Source organism: Corynebacterium sp. PCR 32, from assembly GCF_037464985.1.
In the GTDB taxonomy this organism is placed as follows: Bacteria; Actinomycetota; Actinomycetes; order Mycobacteriales; family Mycobacteriaceae; genus Corynebacterium; species Corynebacterium kroppenstedtii_D.
In genome coordinates this window covers 146,039-165,544 of the sequence record NZ_JBAHVL010000001.1, presented here as the reverse complement: position 1 = coordinate 165,544, position 19,506 = coordinate 146,039, and the positions used below count along the sequence as shown (strand labels likewise).

General features: G+C 55.4%; 18 protein-coding genes and 2 pseudogenes. 4 read left to right on the top strand and 16 right to left on the bottom strand.

What is annotated here, in order from left to right:
- Positions 1-177: 177 nt before the first annotated feature.
- Positions 178-873, bottom strand: coding sequence for a metal-dependent transcriptional regulator (locus V5S80_RS00670; protein ID WP_395168844.1), 696 nt, complete (start codon positions 871-873; stop codon positions 178-180).
- A gap of 352 nt (positions 874-1,225) precedes the next feature.
- Here V5S80_RS00670 and V5S80_RS00665 point away from each other — a divergent pair, with 352 nt between their 5' ends.
- Positions 1,226-2,170 carry a metal ABC transporter substrate-binding protein gene (locus tag V5S80_RS00665; RefSeq protein ID WP_395168843.1) on the top strand — a complete coding sequence of 315 codons (945 nt, stop codon included), beginning with the start codon at positions 1,226-1,228 and terminating at the stop codon, positions 2,168-2,170.
- Positions 2,167-2,640, top strand: a pseudogene (locus V5S80_RS00660) (metal ABC transporter ATP-binding protein); the annotation flags it as partial. The gene V5S80_RS00665 and the pseudogene V5S80_RS00660, both read left to right, overlap by 4 nt.
- Before the next feature lie 15 nt (positions 2,641-2,655).
- Here the strand turns inward: V5S80_RS00660 and V5S80_RS00655 are convergent.
- A pseudogene (locus tag V5S80_RS00655) lies at positions 2,656-2,712 on the bottom strand (hypothetical protein); the annotation flags it as partial.
- A gap of 254 nt (positions 2,713-2,966) precedes the next feature.
- On the opposite strand from V5S80_RS00655, the gene V5S80_RS00650 reads away from it, so the two are divergent.
- Positions 2,967-3,872, top strand: a complete 906-nt coding sequence (locus tag V5S80_RS00650; protein WP_395168842.1) for a metal ABC transporter permease — start codon at positions 2,967-2,969, stop codon at positions 3,870-3,872.
- Positions 3,873-3,962: 90 nt separating this feature from the next.
- On the opposite strand, the gene V5S80_RS00645 is transcribed toward V5S80_RS00650, so the two are convergent.
- From V5S80_RS00645 to V5S80_RS00625, 5 genes are all read right to left on the bottom strand, one after another.
- A complete protein-coding gene (locus tag V5S80_RS00645) occupies positions 3,963-4,556 on the bottom strand; it encodes a GNAT family N-acetyltransferase (protein ID WP_395168841.1) in 594 nt (197 codons plus the stop codon).
- Positions 4,557-4,692: 136 nt separating this feature from the next.
- Positions 4,693-5,079: a DUF3017 domain-containing protein gene (locus tag V5S80_RS00640; protein ID WP_395168840.1), complete on the bottom strand. Its 387-nt coding sequence runs from the start codon at positions 5,077-5,079 to the stop codon at positions 4,693-4,695.
- On the bottom strand, positions 5,076-5,933 hold the full coding sequence (locus V5S80_RS00635) for a bifunctional methylenetetrahydrofolate dehydrogenase/methenyltetrahydrofolate cyclohydrolase (protein ID WP_395168839.1): 858 nt from the start codon (positions 5,931-5,933) through the stop codon (positions 5,076-5,078). The genes V5S80_RS00640 and V5S80_RS00635 overlap by 4 nt, the downstream gene beginning before the upstream one ends.
- 411 nt (positions 5,934-6,344) lie before the next feature.
- Entirely contained in the window at positions 6,345-6,947 is a 603-nt protein-coding gene (locus V5S80_RS00630; protein WP_395168838.1) for a hypothetical protein, read from the bottom strand.
- A 15-nt stretch (positions 6,948-6,962) separates the two neighbouring features.
- Positions 6,963-7,496, bottom strand: coding sequence for a hypothetical protein (locus V5S80_RS00625; protein WP_395168837.1), 534 nt, complete (start codon positions 7,494-7,496; stop codon positions 6,963-6,965).
- Positions 7,497-8,063: 567 nt separating this feature from the next.
- On the opposite strand from V5S80_RS00625, the gene V5S80_RS00620 reads away from it, so the two are divergent.
- Positions 8,064-8,345 (top strand): hypothetical protein, encoded by a 282-nt coding sequence (locus V5S80_RS00620; RefSeq protein ID WP_395168836.1) that lies wholly within the window; start codon positions 8,064-8,066, stop codon positions 8,343-8,345.
- Positions 8,346-9,373: 1,028 nt separating this feature from the next.
- On the opposite strand, the gene V5S80_RS00615 is transcribed toward V5S80_RS00620, so the two are convergent.
- The 9 genes from V5S80_RS00615 to folP form a co-directional block, all read right to left on the bottom strand.
- Positions 9,374-9,739 carry a hypothetical protein gene (locus V5S80_RS00615; protein WP_395168835.1) on the bottom strand — a complete coding sequence of 122 codons (366 nt, stop codon included), beginning with the start codon at positions 9,737-9,739 and terminating at the stop codon, positions 9,374-9,376.
- A 393-nt stretch (positions 9,740-10,132) separates the two neighbouring features.
- Positions 10,133-11,341: an acyl-CoA dehydrogenase family protein gene (locus tag V5S80_RS00610; RefSeq protein ID WP_395168834.1), complete on the bottom strand. Its 1,209-nt coding sequence runs from the start codon at positions 11,339-11,341 to the stop codon at positions 10,133-10,135.
- Between the two features lie 126 nt (positions 11,342-11,467).
- Positions 11,468-12,982, bottom strand: coding sequence for an acyl-CoA dehydrogenase family protein (locus V5S80_RS00605; protein WP_395168833.1), 1,515 nt, complete (start codon positions 12,980-12,982; stop codon positions 11,468-11,470).
- 241 nt (positions 12,983-13,223) lie between these two features.
- Positions 13,224-14,834, bottom strand: coding sequence for a lysine--tRNA ligase (lysS, locus tag V5S80_RS00600; RefSeq protein ID WP_395168832.1), 1,611 nt, complete (start codon positions 14,832-14,834; stop codon positions 13,224-13,226).
- A gap of 57 nt (positions 14,835-14,891) precedes the next feature.
- A complete protein-coding gene (panC, locus tag V5S80_RS00595) occupies positions 14,892-15,809 on the bottom strand; it encodes a pantoate--beta-alanine ligase (protein WP_395168831.1) in 918 nt (305 codons plus the stop codon).
- A 5-nt stretch (positions 15,810-15,814) separates the two neighbouring features.
- Positions 15,815-17,248, bottom strand: a complete 1,434-nt coding sequence (locus tag V5S80_RS00590) for a DUF6779 domain-containing protein (protein ID WP_395168830.1) — start codon at positions 17,246-17,248, stop codon at positions 15,815-15,817.
- Complete coding sequence (locus V5S80_RS00585; RefSeq protein WP_395168829.1) at positions 17,245-17,733, bottom strand: DUF3180 domain-containing protein; 489 nt, start codon at positions 17,731-17,733, stop codon at positions 17,245-17,247. The genes V5S80_RS00590 and V5S80_RS00585 overlap by 4 nt, the downstream gene beginning before the upstream one ends.
- Positions 17,730-18,599: a dihydroneopterin aldolase gene (gene folB / locus V5S80_RS00580; protein ID WP_395168828.1), complete on the bottom strand. Its 870-nt coding sequence runs from the start codon at positions 18,597-18,599 to the stop codon at positions 17,730-17,732. The genes V5S80_RS00585 and folB overlap by 4 nt, the downstream gene beginning before the upstream one ends.
- The gene (gene folP, locus V5S80_RS00575) at positions 18,592-19,497 is read right to left on the bottom strand and encodes a dihydropteroate synthase (RefSeq protein WP_395168827.1); all 906 of its coding nucleotides are present in this window, start codon (positions 19,495-19,497) and stop codon (positions 18,592-18,594) included. Before folP ends, folB begins: the two co-directional genes overlap by 8 nt.
- Positions 19,498-19,506 lie beyond the last annotated feature (9 nt).

Genomic DNA, 19,506 nt, shown 5'->3' with positions numbered 1-19,506 from the left:
CCGTACTTGGAATTACTGAGCTTCGCTACCATTCCACAACGATTAAGCCCAGTTTTACAGGTAAACTACGAAAGTTGACAGGTTTCTACAAGCCTTCACCCTGCCCTTATAAGGGCTACATAACGATCTAGTAACAATTAGCTAATTTTTCAGCGGGAGAGGGCCATGGGGTAACCATTAGGCGCCCTGAGCCACCCGGATATCGCGCGCCAACGCCACACTTATGCTTGCAATAGCACCCCCGACACCCACCTCATCCGCCCCCACCACCTGAATGTTTAACATTCCTCCATAGGGACGGGGCAACACAACAACCCTAACCCCCGGCACAATCCCCCGCGTCGCCAAATACCGAAGGAGATCAGGATCACGATCAGCAATCCTCACCACACGCACGACATCACCCTCACACACAGCATCCAACGGCACACTCCGATCAGAATCGACGACATTACCCTCCCTATCCGGTATCGGATCCCCATGTGGATCCCGGGTAGGATTTCCCATAAGAGTCGCAATACGCTCGACAAACGTGTCGGATACAGCATGCTCAAGCTGCTCAGCCTCATCGTGAACTTCATCCCACCCATAGCCCACACACTCACATAAGTACATCTCCAACAAACGATGTCGACGAACCATCTGCAACGCCAACGGCCTGCCAACCGCAGACAACTCAATAGGTTGATACGCCTCATGAACAATAAGGCCCTGCTGAACAAGCCGCTTCAACGCTTCCGATACAGTCGACGCCTTCTGCCCAACCACCTCGCCAATCCGCGCGGATGTCACCGGACCCGCATTCCACTCACCCAAGGCGTAGATCACTTTTAAATAGTCCTGGGTGCGGTCCGGAAGATCAGAAACGTGCATGCCTTTATCGTACGTGGAGGCCCCCTCAGAGAGGGCAAACCTCACATCACATGACTCTCACCCCGTAGCACATTCCCAGCTGACGGGCAGAATCTCATACCACGTAACGCCACCTTGACACACCCGGTGGGCCATGTACAGTACGCTTCGGTAGAAAATTACAACCTGTTGAACTTCTGTACATAGCCTCACTGAATTGAGATTGCTGACCATCACGCGTTGAATACATGTCGCCAGCCACCGTCACGACGGGCAATTCCGCGACACCAGCGCCACTACAGCGACACAAACGTGACAATGGCCACCACGAAAACAACGGTTGCACCCCCAACAACCACACATAAGGAATCCCATGGCTCGCATACCCAGTACCCCACAGCGCCCACGCCGGCACGGACGCACAGTCGCAACAATCGCCACAGCCCTCATCGTCGGCCTCACCGCCAGCGCGTGCAACCCCCTCGATAACAACACCAACGGTAAGAAAAACGTCCTCGCCACCTTCACCGTCCTCGCCGACATCACCCGCAATATCGCCGGCGACCATGTGAACGTCAACTCCCTCACCAAACCCGGGACCGAAATCCACGGCTACGACCCCACCCCATCAGACCTCAAATCTGCAGCAAAAGCAGACCTCATCGTGTCCAACGGGCTCGGACTCGAACACTGGCTCGACAAACTCACCAGCAACTCCGACGCCAAACGTGTCGTCGCCACCGAAGGAATCACACCACTGCCCATCACCGACGGCGAAGCTCGCGGTGAGGACAACCCCCACACCTGGATGAGCCCCACCAACGTCAAAAAATACGCAACCACCATCGCCAAAGCTCTCAGCGATATCGACCCCGCCCACAAAGACGACTTCACGAAAAACGCGAAAACATACTCCACAAAACTCGACGCCATCGGTAACGATCTCCGCAACGACCTAAGCACCGTCCCTCAAGACAAACGCGCACTCGTCACCTGCGAAGGGGCATTCTCGTACCTCGCTAAAGACGTTGGACTGACCGAACACTACATCTGGCCCGTCAACGCCGAAACTGAAGCGACACCACAGCGCATGAAAGACACCGAAGAATTCGTCCGCAAACACCAGGTTCCCGCCGTATTCTGCGAATCCACCGTCGATTCCGGCCCGCGGGAACAAATCGTTCGCGCCACCGGAGCACGCGACGGCGGCATTCTCTATGTCGACTCCCTCTCCGACAACAACGGTCCCGTACCCACGTACCTCGACCTCATCCGCTACGACGCGAACACCATCAGCAAGGGGCTGACCCACTCATGAACGAAGCCACACCACAAGAACCCCTCATCAAGGTGAAGAACCTCGGGGTCACATACTCCCACCACTCGGGCGCACCGGTGACAGCGCTTCGTGACGTTACAGCCACCTTCACCGGTGGCACCATGACCGCCATCATCGGCGCCAACGGAGCAGGAAAATCAACACTGTTCAACGCCATCACAGGCCAACTCCGGCCGACAACAGGCACGATGACAATCAACGGTCGCATCACCTACATGCCACAAACCGAGGCAGTCAACTGGGATTTCCCCATGACCGTACGCGACGTCGTCCTCACCGCATTCCGCCGCCCCACCCCCGACGACATCACCACTGCCAACGAGGCACTCGACAGCGTCGGCATGAGCCCCTACTCCGCACGATCCATTCGACACCTATCCGGTGGACAAAAGAAACGCGTATTTATTGCCCGCGCACTCGCCACACAAGCACCTATCCTCATTCTGGATGAGCCGTTCGCTGGCGTCGACGAAGACACAGAAGACGTACTCTTCCGAGTACTCAACGCCCGGCGCGATCATGGCGCACTCATCCTGCTGTCCACCCACCACCTTGGAACATTACGATCGATGGACCGCATTGTCGTTCTCCAAAAAACAATCATTAGCGACGGCGCTCCGGACGATACTCTGTTCTCCGCATCCCCTAGTGTTCTCCTAGGAACATCCCTCGTTGACGCCGCAACCACGGACGAATCTGGGAGTCGCACTCGGGCACGTTCCGACAGTGCGAACCATAAGACACGGGACAATGACGACAAGGACGATAAGACAGAATGAATTCCCTCGCGTTAGCCGGCGCCATCGATAGTGGCCAGATCCACGCATCCCTCGCAACGACGCTTATCGAACCTTTCACTTTTAGCTTCATGCAACGCGCGGTGATCGTCACGTCCGTCACCGCCCTTTGCACCGGTCTGCTGTCGGCGTGGATCATTCTTTTAGGTTGGTCACTTCTTGGCGATGCTATCTCCCACGCTGTTCTCCCAGGCGTTGTTATTTCCTACATCATCGGCATTCCCTTCTCCGTCGGCGCGCTTGTCGCAGCGGTCCTCACTGTCAGCCTCATCGGTACGATCCGAGGGAAAACAAACTTGAAAGACGACACCGCCATCGGCATCGTCTTCACCACTTTTTTTGCTCTCGGCCTGGTACTCATTTCCGTGACCCCATCGACAACAGACCTCCACTCCATTTTGTTCGGCAACCTCTTAGGTGTACGGCAATCTGCCCTGATCCAGGTTGTCGTGATCGCACTGCTCGCATCGGCGCTTGTTCTCGTGAAACGTCGCGACATTACGCTGTGGAGCTTCGACCCCATCAACGCCCGCTCCCTGGGGATCAACCCCATGGTGATGCGCGGTTTTATGCTGACCATGCTGGCGCTCGTCATTGTGGCATCCATGCAAGCTGTCGGTGTGATCCTCGTAGTCGCTATGCTGATTACCCCTGGAGCAATCAGTCTCCTCGTCTTTAGCCGGATGCGCAGCACACTAATCTGGACGCCAGTTATCAGCTGGATAACAGCCATGAGCGGGCTGCTTATTAGCTATTGGACTGACGTTTCCAGCGGCGGGATGATCGTTGTTGTTCAAGGCTGCGCCTTCATGGTGGTATTCGCAGCCAAGCACTGGCTATCCGTCCTCCGTCATCGGGCACACCGTTCAGAAACTGCCGTGTAAGCTCGTCTCGGACAGGCCGGTGACGGGCACCGCAACATCCCCGCCTCCGCCGTGCCCCCTAGCGGCGGTCGGTGGGCTGATGGCGCTTGCCTAGTCGAAGACATACACCATTACCATATATCTGCTGCCACCTGATTCGGTCGTAGTTACATGCCGAAAACCAGTCTTCTCATATAAGCCTTGGGCACGGTGGTTACCGTCCTCCACACACAAACTCACCCCAGGGTGTCCATCGGCCTGAGCCTGATCCAACACTGCCTGCAATAGACGACGCCCAACCCCGCCTCCACTGTGGTCAGGCTCCACTGCGATCGCTACCTCGGGATAGGCGTCCGCCACAAAGCCTGTGCCGGGATCCTCCGCGGTAAATGTACGCAGCCAAGCTGCGCCAATCGGCACTCCCCCACGATCAGCGATCACTCCGCCCTGGCGTGGTTCCCACAGACCAACATAGCGGTGATCCGACTCCGTGAAATCGCGGCCACGTGTTGCGTCCTCATCCCCCCAGGTCTCCGTCAGATGGTTCATCCGAATAATAAACTCCCGGTCCCCCTCCGTAGCACGGCGAAACGACACCTGGTCAACAGCCAATGACGATCGGTTCTGTATTTCTACTTCATTCAGAAATTCACCGTGGACTGGTGCGGTGGTCGTCGGGTCTATCGTCATATCATCTACTGTCATAACACCCCCACCCTACCGGGGGCGGACTGATTCCCCATCAGGTCTAGGATATTCCCCCATAAAGACCCCTTTATAGGGGTGCCGAATCGGCGCGACACCCCACAACAGACCACGCACCTCACAACACAACAACACACTAGCCACCTGTCGCGTCCATCGACAGCGCTAAGTACAACACCAGCAGACCAACACCAAAACAAAACGCAACATCGAACCGACGGGAACGCACCGACAACACACCAAGAACCGCAGAATCACACGTCGCACGACCAATCGCGAGCCATACCATACTGGCCCCCACCACAAACACGCCCCGGCGCCAATGCTCACACACGATAAATAATGCAGCAATAGTCAATGCCACCACGAACACTGCCACAACCGCACGTTGATATATCACGGGCAGAGACGACGTACAGCCCCCCCTATCATGAGGATTCGCCAACGCCGCCCCCCAACGAACCGACCCCCCTGCACAGTCTCCTGACTCCACGTCAGAAGCTGCGACATTCTCATTACTCATGACACAATCCCGGCCACACGCTCGCCACGCTCGACCACATTCGACATGAGGAACGTACGAGTCATTGGACCAATTCCGCCAGGATTCGGACTCACCCACGCAGCCTTATCCCACACATCAGCGGCAACATCACCCACCAGCTTTCCGTCGACACGGGACACACCCACATCCAGCACCGCAGCACCATGTTTGATCATGTCAGCCGTCACCATATGAGGCTTACCCGCGGCCGCAACAACAATGTCCGCCGTCCTCGTGTGAGCCGCGATATCCTTCGTTCCGGTATGACACAAGGTCACCGTGCTGTTCTCACTACGACGGGTAAGCATCAACCCCAACGGCCGACCGACAGTAACCCCACGGCCGATGACCACCACCTTCGCCCCATCCAGTTCGACGCCAAAGCGACGCAATAGTTGGATACAACCATTCGGAGTACACGGCAACGGAGCTGGCTCATTCAACACCAACTTTCCCAGATTCACCGGATGCAGACCATCAGCGTCCTTCTCCGGATCAATACGCCCCAGGACAGCATTTTCATCCAGATGCTTCGGCAACGGAAGCTGCACAATATAGCCCGTACACGCGTCATCAGCGTTGAGCTCATCAATGACAGCAAAAAGATCTTCCTGCGAAATATCAGCAGGAAGATCCCGACGAATGGAGTGAATACCGATCTGCTCACAATCCCTATGCTTCATCCGAACATAAGCCTGACTACCTGGGTCATCCCCAACCAGCACTGTCGCCAGGCCGGGCTCATAACCAGCATCCTTAAGAGCGGTAACCCGAGAAGTAAGATCCTCAATAATCTCAGAGCGATACAAACGCCCATCAAGCGAAGAAGCCATGACGATAGTATAACGAACCCCGTGCTTGCCATCTCCAGCAGAAATGGAAAGCACGGGGCAAGACCACACGGGGCCATGAGCACGTCACCGCGCAACTATCCGTCTGCCTCAATACTCGGGATATGCGTCCACAGACCACGAACCGGCCAGGTTGTCGGATTGTTTGGAGTTAGTGATGGGACTATGTTTGGTCGGTGTGGTCTCTATTCCTTTGAAATAGGATTTTGAGACCCTTTCCTTGAAGCTCAGGATTATCACGCATTCGTATAATGAGACCCAAAGCCTTGCCTACACTGCACCCTGCCAGAACAAATATAAAGATCATATATAGCGGCATATTTCACTCCTTAGCCATCGTGACGTTCTAACAACTAACGTCGAGATTGTCGCTTTGTGTCGGGCTCGTTATCCTTAATGCTCTTCGTCAGGTGGGGTGATGAACCCCTGTCCTCGCAGGCGAGGCGGTAGATTGCGGATTGCCTCATCTTCTTTTTCTTCTAATTTTTGATTACTCCGTGCATGACGTTCATGAGCAGTGTCGCGTGCTATATCCAGCACAGCATTTCTGAATGATCGCGCCTGGGCGATCATTTCGTCGTCATCAACTGTTTTATGCCACGGCTGCTCTAAATAGAACAGATCGGGGGTGAGTGCAAGGGTAATAATGAGAGCACCCCACCCGGCTAGCTCTGAACCCCCAATGACGGCCCCAGCGCATGCTCCTGCTACCGGTGGTGTAATGGTGTAGATGGCTGTCATCCTCCATCCCCAGGGGTATTGTCGCCTGGTGGCGTAGCACACCTCTCTGACGAGTAACCGTTCCATGATGGAGGCCAGCAGGATTCCGAGTGTTGACAACGTAGCGAGACTTCCTATATCAAGGTTAAAGTCGACAAATAGTCGGAGTATCAACCCGATGACTATAGCTATAGGTATGTAGAGCCAGTTGATGAGCAGCGTTCCTATGAGCGCCACCGACAGTGGTGGAAGTTCCTCAAGATGTCTGTTATACATGTTTCGTTACTTAAATTACGAGAAGCAGGCGTCACGAACTTGATCTACTCCAATGAAAGCCCAGAGGAGCTCGGCAACTTCAGGATCTGTAAAAGCTAAAGCACGTCCATCTCGTATCGCTTTGGCAATTTCTTTCACTGTTTTGAATTCATTTTTCAGCCTTTTGATGGTGGCATATACTTTTCCTGCAGGTATGCCATACTCTGTGACAAGTGACCCAACAGCAACCGTACAGGCAAGCCAATTAGCGTAGGTAGTTACGCCAGGGTGACGTTTGTTCTGAGCGATAGCTAGGGCGTCCGTTAATCGTTTCTCATAGTTAGGCGTGGTTTTCGGGTCGGCATTTTTGATGTCTTCGGGGAGGGAACCTAGGAGGTCGATAAGTTCATTGAGCTGTTGATCACTCATGAGCTGCTGATGATGTGTATCCGCCAGGCTTATGTGGGCATTGGGGCTGGCTTGAGCGGGCGTTACTCCTGTGACGGTAAGAGCGAGGGTAAGTGTCGATCCTATGATGAGTTTGGTGCGTCGTGTGGCCCGGTCTTGCATGGGCGCAACCTTCCTGTTTGATAACCAATGAGACTTTTAGGGTAAGGAGAGACTTTCTTTAGGGTCAATAGGTGGGTGGTTTTCACCCATACAGGGGGTGATTTGCCTTACTAACTTGGCTGATGTCGAACCACCGCAACCCGGCCACCGCCTATGTAGTTCCCTTACTTTTTAGCTTTTCCTGGATATCTCCCAGCCGTGGAGTTTCCGTGCGCCGGGTTTGCCAGTTCGAGCCCCGTAGAGGTTCGTTAATTTCGGGTTCTTCGCACCCGGGGCAGCATGAGGCGATGGCGCGTGTGCGTGAGAGTGTGGATTGGAGCATGTTGTGGAGGGTGAGCGCGCTCATTTGGCTATCTGTCATCTCGGCGATAGGCGGCGTGCTTTTAGTCTTTTTCGCTGTCGAGCATCCGCTGATGGGTTTTAGCTCTGTCTTGGTTTGCGAGGTATGTGAGTTCTTTGGCTTCGTGGGCTAGCCATTTTGCGCACAGTCTTGTGAGGGTTGGTTTGTCCTTCGATTTCTTCTAGGGCAATCAGCCTCCGCCACGGTATGGGTACCGAACTCGGTACTTGCCCACGAGCTCGGTCACACCTACTCTCGGTCACACCTACTACGGAGGTGATAGCCACGGCGACGCGACACAAGAGGTCCGAGCTGACCGATTCGCCGCGAGCCTCCTCATCCGCCTAGCCGGCGCACTCCACAGCCACACCCTGGAGCCATCGATGAAGAGCTTGGAGCAACTCCACATGTACCAAGTTCCCCGAGTGCAAGCGGCAGCCCAAGAAGCGCGCCACCGCAGCGCGACCCGCTCACTCCGGGCATTCACCAAGATCGACCAGGCAACCTAGGCCCAGATCAATACTCACTCCCCAGACTGCCTCAGGTAGTCAGATACGAATACAGTGGCCCCACGCTACATTCGAGCAAAATTGAACGGCTCAATAGCATCAACCCCGGACTAGGCAAACGGGTCATGGATGATGCCCATGACAACATAGTTCACGACCGGGAGATAACCCGACGCTCATTCGACTACGCGATATGGGAGTCAAAAGCCCGTCTCTTCATTGCAACCAGCAATGCAGTTCTGTCATTTCTCGTGATATTCGCCTGCCTATTTTCTTCGACCCTTTGGCGCCTCGTTCTGTGGGTTAGCTACAGCAACACCGATAACCCAATCTTTCATGGCCCGTAGCAAAGCCGAATCAGAGGAAGCTTCGCCATCCAAAAATCAGGAGTAAATGGTGGCCCACGTCCACAATTGGGCTTCCCCCCTACCACCACTCCCGGTACCCACACCGTGAGGCAACGCGTTGGTAGGAACCTTGGTGACCTCGCAGAACTTCAGATCACCCAGATCGCGCCGGCGCACCTGCGTGCCTGGCTCAGCCAGCTACGCGGCGGGCGGCCCTGGATGAAAAACCACAGCGGCTTGTCGGCAAACGCTGTAAGAAACCATTGGGCGCAACTATCCGTCTGCCTCAATACTCGGGATATGCGTCCACAGACCACGAACCGGCCAGGTTGTCGGATTGTTTGGAGTTAGTGATGGGACTATGTTTGGTCGGTGTGGTCTCTATTCCTTTGAAATAGGATTTTGAGACCCTTTCCTTGAAGCTCAGGATTATCACGCATTCGTATAATGAGACCCAAAGCCTTGCCTACACTGCACCCTGCCAGAACAAATATAAAGATCATATATAGCGGCATATTTCACTCCTTAGCCATCGTAACGTTCTAACAACTAACGTCGAGATTAGCAGTTGCTTCTTCCTACCCAGGTCCACAAGAAACCTTCTCCCAGAGCAACCAATGCTACTATCACCGGGTGAACAGTGTCGAAAAACGCCAAATTGTCTCTTTCCGCGGAGGTCGTCTAAATATCCTTCGTTTTGAGCCACTCTCTAAACCGAGTGTTTTTTAGGAACACTGCAACGATCAGTACTATCCACAAGACTGCCCCGAATATCTTTAACCACTGGTATGTAGAAACAGCGGTAATGAAATAAGAGAGGGCTAGCCAGGGGAAGCTCGCGTCCAAAAAATCAATAAATGGTTTACCGATTAGGTGGATTTCACAGTAGTACAGTGAGACAGCGAAAACGGTGAATGCCACAAGAGGGATAAAAAATTGAACCGACGGCACATCGGAATGAAGAAGCGCGGGAATACCTCCGGCAATGGTAATAAAAGCCCACAAAGCAAGCCACAATTGTTTAGCTATCATTCTAATTACACCCATCCGTATAGTGTTCAGGGGATAGACCAACACTCGGGGGGATTGCCGCACCTGAAGCTCCAACTTTCAGCACGAGGCATTTATTCTGTGCCACTGCGACCATGACCCCGTTTAGGTTTCGCTTCCGCAATCTCAGACACCTCTACGGCCTCCCACCTCATTAGGCAAGGACTAAGGGTGACGGCCGTCCAGGAGCTATTGGAGCATGCGTCTGCATCCACGACTTTGGATATTTTACGCATTTGCGGATGGACGAGACGGAGCGTGCGCGCGGGGGCTGCCAGTGAGTTGGTGCGGACTCTTTTGCGGACTCGCCGGCGAAAACGGGCCGGCGGCGGACGCTCTAAGATGACTTCCAGCAGTGAGCGGCGTGAGAGTTTTTGACCCTGTGAACTGCTATTTCAGCTCTTTAGAACTGAGCCCCAACTCGCGGCGAGCAACAACCAACTGCTGAATCTGCTGGGTCCCTTCAAAGATGTCCAGAATCTTTGAATCACGGCCCCACTTCTCCAAAAGCTCACGCTCCGAATAGCCCCACGGACCAGCCAACTCCACAGCCTTCAGCGTGACATGGGTACCAACACGACCCGCCTTAGCTTTCGCAATAGAGGCTTCCTTCGTATTCGGCTGCTTATTATCAGCCATCCACGCTGCCCGCAGAGTCAACAGGTAGGCAGCCTCCCAGTCAGCCTCCAAATCAAGATACTCCGCAACAGCGGCAGACTGGGCATACTTCGGCCTGTCATAATCAATGACCTCACCAGCGTCTTCCAGCACCTCACGAAGTTTCTCCAGCGCACCGCGAGCACACCCCACAGCCATCGCCGCTACCAACGGACGAGTGTTATCAAATGTCGCCATCGCACCAGCAAAGCCCTTTTTGGTGCTGACCTCTGGAGACCCCAAGAGATTCTCCTTCGGCACACGCACATTATCCAGGCGCAGCACCGCAGTATCCGATGCCTTAATACCCAACTTGTGCTCAAGGCGCTCCACGGTGAAGCCCTCAGCCGTCTTCGGCACAACAAACGACTTGATGGCCGCACGTCCCTTAGACTTATCGACGCTCGCCCACACAACAACATGGTCCGAACGCTCACCAGCGGTGACAAAGATCTTTTCCCCATTGATGACATACTCATCGCCATCCAGCTTCGCTGTAGTAGACACAGCGGCAGAATCCGACCCAAAACCGGGCTCAGTAATAGCCATCGAGGCCCACACTTTGCCGATACGCTCGAGCTGCTCATCCGTCGCCACCGCAGCGATCGCAGAATTTCCAAGCCCCTGATACGGAATGGACAGTGTGAGAGCAACATCCCCCCAACACAGCTCCAAGACGTTCAGCACAGAGGCCATATTCCCACCGTTACGAACGCCCCCTGCCTTTTTCTTTTTATCCCCACGGCCCCCCGAAGCACCCGCCATCGTGCGTCCACCGTCAGCCATACCCTCCACCATGCTAGCCATGGTGTCCAATTCGACGGGACGTTCGTGCTCAGCGAGGTCATACTTACGAGAAATAGGGCGGAAAATTTGTGCAGCGGCCTGATGCCCAGGGTTCGCACCCTTCTTCAAGAAGCCAGGAAGTTCAAGATTAATCATGATTGTGTCCCTCCAGGGAATGCGTACACGAGTTATACGCTGTGGTTATTGTTCAGTTGACAACTGTGAGCTGACATGAGCATCACCAACCAATCGACGCTCACCCCCTCTCGCAAGCATGGCTAGTTAAAGAACAATCGTTCCTTCCGCTACACCGATGGCACGCAGATCCCTGTACCACCGCTCGACCGGATGTTCCTTGGTGTAACCATGGCCACCCAACAACTGGACCCCATCTGAACCAATCGCCATCCCCTTATCCGCGGCTAAATCACGAGCCAACGCCGCTTCGCGATGGAAGGTCAACCCCTGGTCTGCGCGGGAACACCCACGAAGAGCAACCAAACGCATACCGTCAAGTTCAATACGGATATTAGCCACAGCGAAAGCAACCGCCTGACGGTGAGAAATCGGCTCACCGAATGCCTCACGCTCATTGACATACGGCTTCACATAATCCAACACCGCCGAGCACGCCCCTGCCGCAAGAGCCGCCCACCCCAACCGAGAACGCCGAATAACCTCCCGGTAATCATTCTCCCGATCCTCACCAGAGCGATGAGGCCCACCCAGAATGTTCGAGAGTGGAATGCGCACATCATTCAACAGCACACGGCCGAGGCCCGCTGCCCGCAAACCCATACTCGGATCAGGCTCAACAACGACACCCTCAGTATCAGACTCCACAATCACAAACGTCGGAACACCATCAAGCATCGTTGCGACAACGAACAACTCACAATGACCAGCATCAGGAACCAATGCTTTCACGCCCTTGATGACAATCTCATCGCCATCACGACGAGCCGTCGTCGACAAGGAAAAAGGATCAAACAACGGCTTCGGTTCCGCAACAGTAACAGCCGAGATCGGAATATCCTCACCAGCAAAGGCAGGCAAATACGTCTGCTGCTGCTCATCCGACCCGTACGCGGTCAACGTTGCTGCCACACCTGCTGGAGCCATCACTGACAACGCGATCCCCGGATCAGCATGTGCCAACGCCTCAGTAACCAAAAAATTCGTCGTCAAGTTGGACCCGGTCGCAATCCCCTCAAACTCTTCGGGAACATTGACCATCGCAATGCCCAGACCCAACGCCTCTTGACGAAGATCCTCCGACACCGCCGCAGCCTCATCGGCATCATGCGCCGCTGGGCTGATCCTCTTCTCGGCAAACTCCTTGATAGTGTCAACAATCATCTCCTGATCATCATCAGGAGTGAGATCCCACAACACCTTTCTAGCGTCGACAGCTTTCTCCTCAGCCTGCGCATCCGGGGCCTGGTCCCCAACCTTCTTACCGTCTCCGACCCCAACAAAAGGCAGACGAATAGGAGAACGACCACTCGTCACCCGCTTAAACTCGCGGGATGCAGCACCCAGCGACTTCATTCCTGACTTTGTCGACTCATACGTAATCCGGTCAATCCGCTCGTTGAGACCATACTTTGCCGCGAACGCTGACCCCGTGACTCGAGTGAGTAGACGCATCGCCGTACCCATAGCATCCCGCTTAACGGAATTTTTCCCCACAGTTGAATCATGTCCATCAGATTTCCTCACACGGGGGCGAGGAGACTTCTCGCGGATACCTGCCGCGGATTGAGAGCCATGATCACAATCATTAGTCGAAGACATTGAACGCCTTTCGGTCGTTTGGTTCGGCCACACATCGGCCGACGATGCATTGCCAGGAAGCTACCACAAGCATAACGCACAACCAGGTGAGCGGTATCACAATCGCGGAAGAATACCGACAAGACCACGTTACAGGTGCACCTAAGAAATATTTCACACGAAACCCCAGGTGACTACACACCTGGGGTCAACCACCACACACCGCAACCTCACAACGAGGTAGGCCCCAACAAGAGCCAACCTACCGTTCCGGTTTCACCAGCGGGAACAACACCGTCTCACGAATCCCCAACCCCGTCAACGCCATGAGCAAACGATCCACACCCATGCCCGTCCCTGCTGTCGGAGGCATCCCCTGCTCCATCGCCTGCAGGAAATCTTCATCCAACACCATGGCTTCATCATCCCCACCAGCAGCCAAACGAGCCTGATCCTCAAAACGCTGACGCTGAATCACAGGGTCAACCAACTCCGAATACCCCGTCGCTAGCTCAAAACCACGAACATACAAATCCCACTTCTCGGTCACACCCGGCTTCGAACGATGATCACGCGTCAACGGAGACGTCTCCACCGGGAAATTCCGGACAAACACCGGGCCATCCAACTGATCAGAGCACAACTCCTCCCAGATCTCCTCAACGAGCTTCCCATGGCCCCAGCCCGCCCCCGGCACCACGCCAACAACACCCGCAATAGACCTCAACTCATCCACCGTCGAGCTTATCGTCACCTCAGGCTCACCAGGGAACTTACGCTGCAACGCCTCGTTCACACTGTCATACATATCCAGCATCGGCCACTCGCCACCGAAATCATAGGTTGAGCCGTCAGCAAGGGTCACCACCAAAGACTCCGGGTCCTGCTCTGGATCCCACCGATCATGCACCAACGCATTGACCGCACGAACACAATGCTGAATCAGCCCCTGCGTCGACGCCGCATTATCCTCATACGTCGCATACGCCTCATACATCTCCAACATGGCAAACTCCGGACTATGAGAGGAATCAATCCCTTCATTACGGAAATTCCGGTTCACCTCAAAGACCTTCTCAATCCCACCAACAACACAGCGCTTGAGATACAACTCTGGGGCAATACGCAGATACAAATCCATGTCCAACGCATTCGACCGCGTCACAAACGGACGCGCAGCCGCACCACCATGCAATGTCTGCAACATCGGGGTCTCCACCTCAAGGAAACCCAACCCCTCCAGGTAATCCCGCACCGCACGAAGCACCGTCACACGCGTCAACATCATGCGACGAGCCTCCTCACGCATAATCAAATCCGTATACCGGTAACGAACCCGCGTGTCCTCATTCATATCCGCAAACGACACCGGCAACGGACGCAACGCCTTCGACGCCAGCACCCACGACGACGCAAACACCGACAACTCACCACGACGCGACGACACCACACGACCCCGAATACACACGAAATCGCCCATATCGACGTCCGCCTTCCAGCGTTTCAGTGAGTCCTCTCCCACCTCCGCCAGAGACAACATGGCCTGAAGCTGCGTCCCATCCCCCTCCTGCAACGACGCGAAACACAACTTGCCGGTATTACGCATGAAAATCACACGACCGGTGACAGCAACCTCAGTGTCGGTCTCATCCCCCACACCTAAATAACGACGAGCCGTGCCATCAGCCAGGTCTTCAACCGTCCCAGCCTTATCCTCATCAACGACGAATGCGTCGCGAATCTGTTTCAGCGTGTGGGTGCGCTCAACCTCAACGGGATACGGCGCAACACCCTCAGAGAGCAACCGCTCCCTCTTCGCCTTACGGACTTTAACTTGCTCGGGAACATCCTGGTCTGTCGTCGCATTACTCACGCGATAAAGACTAGCCGACCACGCCCACTAGGCAACCTCTACCCCACATTCACCCAGCTACATTGTCACCATTTCTGGCAACTCGCCGCCCTCCGACGGAAGCTCCCCCAGCATGACACCCGTATTATCAATCAACCTCACACCACCGACCATCGCAGCAATAAGCAGACGCCCCTCCCCATGATCTGGCGCAGGCCCCAAGTCTTTCCCGCGAACAACTGCATAGAGGACGTCAATCCCCTCATCCTCCATGATCCGACGAGCTTCCTCCTCAACAGCACGCGGACCGTTGGTGGCCTTATACAACGCCGCCGTCATTGCCGCAGAGATCGTCGTCGCGCTAGCACGCGCATCCGGATCCAGCCGTACGTTACGCGACGACAGCGCCAACCCATCATGTTCACGCACAATCGGAACACCATGGACAGTGACCTCCATATTGAGATCTGTCACCAGCTGCTGAATGATCACTAACTGCTGATAGTCCTTCTCCCCCATCACGATGTCCGTCGCATGGGAAACATTCAACAACTTCGACACCACAGTTGCTACCCCCACGAAATGACCATCACGATCCCCCTCAAGCCCCTCAGCAACAGACCCAGGATGAACCATCGTCCTAGTGCCGTAGGGGTACATCGCATCGGCCGAGGGGGTAAAGGCAAGAGATACTCCCTCATCACGCAGAACCTCAAGGTCTCTCTCTAGAGTAGTCGGGTACTTCTCGAAATCCTCCGGGTTATCAAACTGCGCGGGATTGACAAAGATCGATGACGCCACAACAGCACCTGGCAGCCGATGCGCCGCACGGAGAAGCGCACGATGCCCAGCATGCAACGCTCCCATGGTCGGAACAAGAACAATACGTTTCCCGGTTTTACGCAGAGCCCTCGTCGTTGCCGCGAACGTCTCGACAGAGTCATGAACACGCAGTTCACCCGCTGCGAACCCAGGGTTCGCCGTTGTAGACATCATTGAGGCTAATTCTCGCTATTCTTTTTCAACTGTTCCAACAAGGCCGCAACAGTCACATTCTGATTCGCGGCACTCTCATCCGCGCGGCGACGATGGCCACGAGCCTCCGCCCCGCCAGCTCCCTCGTGACGCCCCCGAGCATCAGCTGACGCCGTTGAATACGGTGAGGACCCACCAGAAGTGGCCGGCCCCGTAAACATTCCAGTACGCGGCTGGTGGTTGGTCGATGACGACCCGGAGGCTGCCGACTGTGCACGGAACCCGCCTGTCGTGGGCGCATGCGTCCGATCATACGACGGAGCTACGGACCGCCCCGAACCAAATGAGGCGAACGACCCTGTATACGGATCTGGACGACGACGAGACTCAGACGTCGACGGTGCGCCGGTGTCCTGCACCCGAGACGACGCCTGCCCATCTGTAGTTTTATCCGCATCCTGTGCCGGCCCGGCCCCGAAAGCGAAGAACTGCGAATTGTCGCGGTCCGCGCCGCGATACACAGCACTCCCCTGATGCTGTGTCGACCCCGACGTCGAACTCTGATCAGACGAACTCGACTGTGTGGCAGGCGGCCTCGTCCCCCCCGCAGAGGAATTGTTCTTCTCCACACTTGACAGCACGGTGGTCTCGTCAGCCGAGTACCCTGTCCCTGAACGCTGAGGAGACTGCGGAGTCCACTTCACCGCATTAAATGACCCAGTTCGAAGTGAATTGTCACCCTGCTTACTCGTCGAACTCGACGGCGGTGGGGAGGCTACCTCCCGGATTTTGTTGCCAGAATTCGATGTCACAGTGTTCCGCGATTCCCGTGACGACGCTGCCCCTGACGACGTACGAGACGTCGATCCGTTGGTTCGAGCTTCCACCGCCGACGAGTCTTTACTGTCACGCTCTAATTCCAAAATACGCTCTGCCTCCGCTTTGAGGGCAGCACGCTCGGTATCCAGATCAGTACCAATCATGGCGGACAGGTTTTCACGAAGCACCGTCAATTCCGCACGAATGTCAGCGAGGATGTTCTGTTCTTGTTCTTGGAGGGAGTCGTAGAAATTTTGCTCCAGGATGAGCTCCTGCTCACGGTGAGTGGCCAACTCCCGCTCCAACTCTGCCTGATGCAGGCGCTCCAGGTTGTCATTGTCCCGTTGCTGGTTATCAACTTGTTTACGCAGCCGGGATACGGCAATGCAACCAACAATGGCAGCCCACAAAGCGCACAGGACGGCGATTTTGGTCCACGTTTGGCTATTGGTGAACAGCATAAGGATTGTCGCAAGGACAGCGAAGACCAGCATGACGACAATCGCTCCGTAGGAGAATTTTCCGTTCTCATCTAAGGCAGCAGGTGCATAGTCGTCGCGGTAATCAGGCGACTGGTCGTCATAGTGTCCCTGGTTGTTCGCATGGTTATAACCATCGTGGGATTGCTGTGGGCCGGTCATGAACTCCACACTACATTGCTAGACTGGGAATCTTCATCGTTTGGTGGTGGTGCCCCACAACACCGTTCAAGCCACACGCCCGACACTGCCACAAGAATGCCTGCAACTAGCCCTACAACAACAGCTGGGGTGTCCGCGCGAGCAGCCACGAGTCGCCCATAATTGATCCACAGGTACACAGCGACGCCCGCATAGGAACCAGTGCTGATAGACCCAAACCAAGCAGACGATGTACCAATGACAAACCATCGAGCAATCGTCAGAGGATGCATCTGAGAGCGATCTTGTCCGACCTCGTTATCCTCGATGCGCTTTTTCACAACGAAGCCTGTGATCGTGCACACAAGTGCAAGCGCGATGAGAATCACGGGCAACGTCACGGTGAATCCAGGTATAGAACCGTAGAAACGCCAAATCAACATGAAAGCTCCGAGACCAACAACAAATGCAGTGGTGATAAGGTACGCGGGCTTGGTGGTCGTCATTGTCGTCTCACCGCCTCAACATCGCCGGGATCAAGGGTAGCCAGGAGCGATTTCACACTCTTTCCCCCCAGTCGAGCCTGGGGCTCAACGTCTGCCCACGGTTTAAGCACAAATGCACGCTCACGAGCCCACGGGTGCGGGAGGGTTAAGTCCTCTGTATCGTAGTGTTCTTCGGATCCGTTATCGAAGCTTGTAATGATATCGATGTCGAGTGTCCGCGGCCCCCAACGGATATCACGTACACGGTGGGCGTCGCGTTCACATTGTTGTGCATCACGGAGAACGTCGTGCGGGGTTTTCATGGTTTCAACAACAGCAATGGAGTTGATGAAATCGTCTTGGTCAAGGCCACCCCAGGCTGGTGTGATGTAGAGCGGGGATGCAGCCACGACGCGGTACCCACTACTGCCACAGAACCAGTCCATCGCTGCCTGTACCCGCTCAGCAGGAAGAACACCGTCGGCAGCGATATTAGATCCGAATGACAAGACGACACGACGGAGATCTTTTCTGTTTCGTCGTACGACAACAGCGACGTCCGCGAAGGGGTGTCTAATCGGAGCGTCCGGTTTGTGGATTGTGACCTCGACGGCATGGACGTGACGATCAAGGATGATGGCCGTGGCGATATCGCTAGCAACAGTTTCGATGAGATCACGGCTGGGCCCACCGACCACGGTGTAGATGAGCTCAGCGATGTCAGCGTAGCTAATGGTGTGGGCAAGGTTGTCCGTGGCGGCAGCCTTACGAACGTCGGTCCAGACAGTGACATCGGTAAGGAAGTATTGGCCGTCGTCTTTTTCCTCGTCAAACACACCGTGATGGCCAAATACTTTGACACCTGTCAGTTCGATGCGGTCAGCCATGGCGCGCTCTCCATCCTCGGGGTACGTCAGGTCCGGTGGCAGTAGCCCACGCATGCGCGACTGCGACAGCATCAACATTAGGGCGTACGTTGTGGACGCGAACAGCCCAAGCTCCGTGGAGAGCAGCTAGCGCCGTGACGGCTGCGGTGGCATTGTCAGCCTCGTTAGGCGCAGTGGGGGTCTCACCAGGCCCAGCGACCAGGCTGGTCAAAAAACGTTTACGAGATACGCCGACGAGGATAGGGTAACCGAGGTTGGTGAGCTGGTCTAGGGAATGGAGGAGCGACCAATTTCCTAATGCTGATTTCGCGAATCCGATTCCCGGATCGAGGATGATCTTGTCTTTGTCGACCCCGTGCGCGATAGCGTATTCAGCGCGATTCTGGAGGAACTCGACCACGCGGCGAACGAAAGCCGAGCCGCGGTCAGCACCGTGGCGAGCTCCGGCAACGCCATCGGAATCGGCGTCTCCGAAACGGGCTGTTTCCCAGTGCATAATGCACAGCCGGACTCCAGTGTCGGCCGCGACGTCAATCATGCGGGAATCAGCAAGTCCCCCGGAGACGTCGTTGATGAGGGTAGCTCCAGCATCGATCGCACGGCGGGCAACGGTGGCGCGCATGGTGTCAACGGAAAGCATGATCGTGTCATCAGCGAGTGCTTCGATGACAGGGATGACGCGGCGGAGCTCGGTTTCTTCTGTGACGCGGACAGCGCCGGGGCGGGTAGATTCGCCGCCAATGTCGATGATAGTTGCTCCGTCGCGGATCATGTCACGGGCGTGGTCGATGGCGACACGGGGGCGAGTGAGGTCGTGGGCTAGCCACCTGCCGCCGTCGGAGAAGGAGTCATCGGTGATATTGAGGATACCCATGACGTGTGTGCGCGGTGCGTCCATGGTGTCTGC